Source organism: Actinomycetota bacterium, from assembly GCA_030776725.1.
Taxonomy (GTDB): Bacteria; Actinomycetota; Nitriliruptoria; order Nitriliruptorales; family JAHWKO01; genus JAHWKW01.
Map to the genome: position 1 here is coordinate 1 of JALYHG010000216.1, position 4,555 is coordinate 4,555.

Here is a 4,555-nt window from a genome sequence, read left to right on the forward strand (position 1 = left end):
GCGCACGGGTGGGCGGCGCGCGGCGGCACGTCCCAGCGCCCATCCCGCGGCCGGGAGGAGCAACGTGGCCGCGACCGCCGCGTACCGCGACGAGCGTGCCAGGCCCGGATCGTCATCGGCTCGCAGCACACCGCCGGCCAGGAGCGCGACCACGGCAGCGGCCGCGCAGGCGAAGACCGCCGCCGCCGGGCCGCGGGCCAGGCGCCACCGCCACACCAACCAGCCGACGAGGACGAGGAGCGCCACCGCCCCCCACGCTCCGATGTGCAACGTCTCCCCGGCAGCGTGGGTGAGACCCGTCGCCACGAACGTCGCCACGGCTGCGGGGGGCGGGAGCGCGCCGACCGCTCCGCGTCCCACCGCCAGCCACCAGGTTGCGTACACGACCCCCGGCGGTCCGGCCGCGACGGCCGCGGCCCACCAACCTCGTCTCAGCGCGGCGGTCAGGGCGGCGGCGGCGACCATGACCGGACCGATCCCCGACCACGCGACCGCCACCGTGCCGACGACCGCCCCGAGCGCGTCCCGGCGGCCGACCGGACCCGGGTGGTCGACCAGCAGGACGTGACCGAGCCCGAGCGCCAGCGGAGCGGTGAACGCCACCTGCACCGCGAGGGTGACGTTCTCGAACCCCGCCCCGAGCGTGAGGACGACCGCGGCGGCGACCGTCGCCACCCACGCGTCGCCGCCGCCTCGGCGGATGATCCGCCACACCAGATGAGCGCTGATCACGTGCAGCACCACGGTCGGCAGGACGTACGGCAGGTAGCTGTCCAGCCCGATGGTGGCGAACAGGCCGCGTAGCACCAGGATCGGGAACGTGAACCAGTGCTCGTTGTGTGGTTGCAGCGCATCCCCGGCGCTGCGGTCGGTGAGGATCGTCCACTCGTCGGCACGGAACCACTGCTGCCCGCCGAGAGCCAGGGAGAACGTGAACCCGACCACGAGCGTGGCGACGTGCAAGACGCCCGCGAGCCGGTCCCGCGACGCAGCCTCGGTTGCGGTGGCGTCCGCTGTCATCCCTCGGCGGTGAGCGGACGGCCCGCTCGACCGGGGCGGAGGCTGTCGCGGAGCAACGGCACCGCGATCGCCAGGGTCGCGACCCAGAACGTCGTCCACGCCAGATCCGCGACCTGCTTGCCACGCGGACCCTCCAAGAGCGGACCGAACGGGAGCAGGTCGCGGGCGGTGTCGCCCAACCCGCCGAGCGCCCCGGCGAACAGCCCACCGCCCCACAGCACCGCCGCAGCGACGAACACGCCCGCGACCTGCGCCACGTGCAGGGGCACCACGCCACGGGCGGGTGTGCGTCCGGCGACCAGCGCGACGGCGGGCACGATCCACGCCAGGTAGTGGGCGCTGAACTGCGCGAACGCGAACATCGCCAGGTGCGCCAACGCCACCCAGCGCCACAGGTCCCCGGTCGCCACCACCCCGTCCCCCCACCAGCCGCGGCTCCGCCCCAGCAGGTACCCACCCAACGCCAGCAGCGCGGCCGCGAACAGCAGCACGCCGGGACCGCCTCTGTCAGGCTGTAGCGCGAAGGCGAACCAGTTCCCGCCGAACGGGTAGTCACCGACCGTGGCGAGCTCCCCGTAGCTGCCGCCGACGACCCGGTTGGCCACCATGGTCGCGGCGAAGGGTGCCACGGCCAACGCCGCCCACCCGACCTGGCGTGGTAGGTCGCGGTACAGGATGAGCGCGAACACCGGGATGAGCACGATCGGGTACGTGCGCAACGTCACGGCCAGCCCCAGCACGATGGCCGCGGTCAGCGTGTGGCGCCGCTCAGTCAGGAGCAACGCCGCCAGGACCGCCAGGACCGGGAACGATTCGTACCGTCCGAAGATCAGCGTCGCGTACAGCGCAGCGGGCGACAGCATCCACAGGATCCAGGTGCGCCGGGCGAGCCGGGCTGCGTCGTCGCTGACCGGGCCGTCGCGCGGCCACAGCAACGCCAGGAGCACCAGTCCGGCGGCGACGTCGGCGAGGGTGTACGGCAGCTTCAACAGCGTGAGCACCCGGGCGGCGTCGGGGCGGGCCAGGAGCGCGTTGACGTGGCTGGGCACCAGCGCCACCGGCTCGGCCCACCACCACGGGTGGGTCCACAGCTGGTCGACCGGCCCCATCAGTGGCTGGCCGACCCGCAGCCACGCCGCGTGCACAGCGTGGCTGCCCATGTTCACGAGGTAGCGCTCGAACACCCCGCCGTGGAAGGCGATCACGTGGGAGCGCCAGTACACCGCGAGCATGTCCGAGCTCACGCCCACCGGCAGGAGCAGCAGGCGTACCAGGATCCCGACCAGCCCCCACCGGGTGAACGTCGCACCCCAGACCGGATCGCGGAACGCCGCCAGGGCCGAGCCCCGGGATGCCGTACCGACCGGTCGGTGGTGGGTCCGCGAGCGAGGCGCGGTGGCGCGGCCCATCAGCTCCGGTGGACCTCGCGACGCTTCCGGGCCACACCGGCACGCACCCGGATGGAGTTGCGCGCCATGCGCACGGCGTTGGCCAGCCCCTTGTCCTGAGTGACCTCGACGAAACGACGCGCGAGTTGCACCGGCGAGCGGCGCCGGCGCTTGATCTTCCCCACGTTGACGTAGGGGTTGTCGGGTCGTTCGACGTCGGGCGCGCGGCGCGGGAACCGGCAGAACTCGATCAGCGGCTCGAGCATCCGCTCCCACGTCATGGTCGGGGCGAGCTCCGCGACGTTGCGCTGGGCCTCGGCGAAGCGCTCGCGGTCGGCGATGCGTAGCAGGGCGCTGGCCAGGTCGTCGACGTCCTGCGATCGCACCACCTCGCCCAGGTCGTGTCGGCGCACCAGTCGCGACAGCGAATCCCCCTCGGTGCACACGATCGGGAGACCGGCCCACAGGTAGTCGAGGATCCGGGTCCGGAACGACAGCTCCGTCTCGAGGTGCAGGAAGTGCGTGGAGACCCCCACGTCGGCGTCGAGCAGGTAGTTGGCGCGGTCGTCGTAGTCCACCCAACCGTCGTTGAAGAACACGTGGGAGCCCAGCACGTCGAGCTCCTCGGCGACGCGACGCGCGTCGGAGGCACGGACCATCGTGGGGACGTCGGGGTTGGGATGGGCGGTGCCGAGGAAGAACAGCTTCAGCCGCGGCTCGTCGGTGGCGGCTTTGGCGACCGCCCGGATCAACGTCACCGGGTCGAACCAGTTGTAGATCCCTCCGCCCCACAGCAGCACGACGTCGTCCTCGCCGATGCCGTCGACCGCACCTTTGATCCCGTGCCGCTGCTGGTGTGGGGGGTCGGTCGGGAGCCCGAACGGAGCGACCGACAGTAGTCCGCGCAGATCCGGGTCGTGGTCGTAGGTGGCGGGGTTGATCCGCCCGACGGCGGCGAGCTGCCCCAGCCAGAAATCCCGCTGCTTGTCCGATGCGCACAGGAACAGGTCGCCGCGCATGAGCTGGTCGTTGACCACGTCCTTGTCGCTCTTGAAGGTCCGCCACCGCTCGTCGGGCGGATCGTCACGGCGGAGCACGATCGCCTCGATGTGGAAGGGATCGTAGATGTCGACGACCACGGCCTTGTCCGACTCGGCGATCTCCGGGAAGTGGTACATGATGAAGCCCTGCACCACGATCACCTCCGCCCACCCGATCCACCGTTCGGCGTTCCCGGCGTCGAAGTGCACGGTCTTGAACGATCGGTGGGACGCCTTGGGTGCGCTCATCGCGCCGAGGACGACCTCGTGCTCCCGTGCCAGCGTCTTGGCCATCTCCCAGGCACGGATCGCCGGTCCGGCCATCTTCGGGCCGACGCTGTCCGCTGTGAGGATCAGCACGCGCTGACGGGTGGTGGCGTGCCACATCAGGTCGAAGGTGTCGACCGCGGCCTGGAAGACGGTGAGGAACGTGGCGTCGGGGACGTTGGGGGTCACGGCTTTGCGGAACAGCCGCATGATGTCGCGGTCGTCGCGTCGCCGACGTTGCTGCACCTCGCCGCGCTTCTTCCGGAGCGGCTCCAGCCACAACCCGAAGTCGCGGAGCGCCGCCAGGTGCGCGCCGGTCATCGGGGTGACGTGCGGCTCCGGTTCCGGCTCGTCTTCGCTGGTGATGCGGTAGTCACCGAGATCGCTGCCCTCGTTGAAGAAGCCGCGGAGCATGCTCAAGATCACCGACGCCGGGAGCGTCCGCGCCAGCGTGTCGTCGCCGTAGTTCTTGAAGATGGTCGCCAGCGCGTTGCGTTCGAGCAGGTAGCGCTCGCGCGGTTCGCCGAACCGCTCGATCGTGCCGTGGTGGCGGTGGTGGACCACCGCCGTCGGGACGAACCACACCTCGTAGCCCATGACCCACAGCCGCCAACCGAAGTCGACGTCCTCGAAGAAGGCGAAGTAGTCCTGGTCGAACCCGCCGACGTCGAGGAACAGGCGCCGGTGTGCGGCCATGGACGTCCCGCTGACGAACAAGGTGGGGCCCAGCACCAGGTCGTCGGGCGGGGGTTCCTCGCGGTGGGCGGCGAACCCGTGGCCGTAGAACGCGGCTTCACCCCCGGCGAAGTCCACCGTCTCCCCGCGCGCGTTGAGCACGAG

Annotated in this window: 3 protein-coding genes; all 3 read right to left on the reverse strand. The window is 71.4% G+C overall.

Annotation, left to right across the window (positions count from 1 at the left end):
• Positions 1–1,020 (reverse strand): hypothetical protein (locus M3N57_10525; GenBank protein MDP9023102.1); only part of this gene is annotated, 1,020 nt, incomplete at its 3' end.
• Positions 1,017–2,429 carry a glycosyltransferase 87 family protein gene (locus M3N57_10530; protein MDP9023103.1) on the reverse strand — a complete coding sequence of 471 codons (1,413 nt, stop codon included), beginning with the start codon at positions 2,427–2,429 and terminating at the stop codon, positions 1,017–1,019. The genes M3N57_10530 and M3N57_10525, both read right to left, overlap by 4 nt.
• A partial coding sequence (locus M3N57_10535; GenBank protein MDP9023104.1) for a glycosyltransferase occupies positions 2,429–4,555 on the reverse strand: 2,127 nt, incomplete at its 5' end. The genes M3N57_10530 and M3N57_10535, both read right to left, overlap by 1 nt.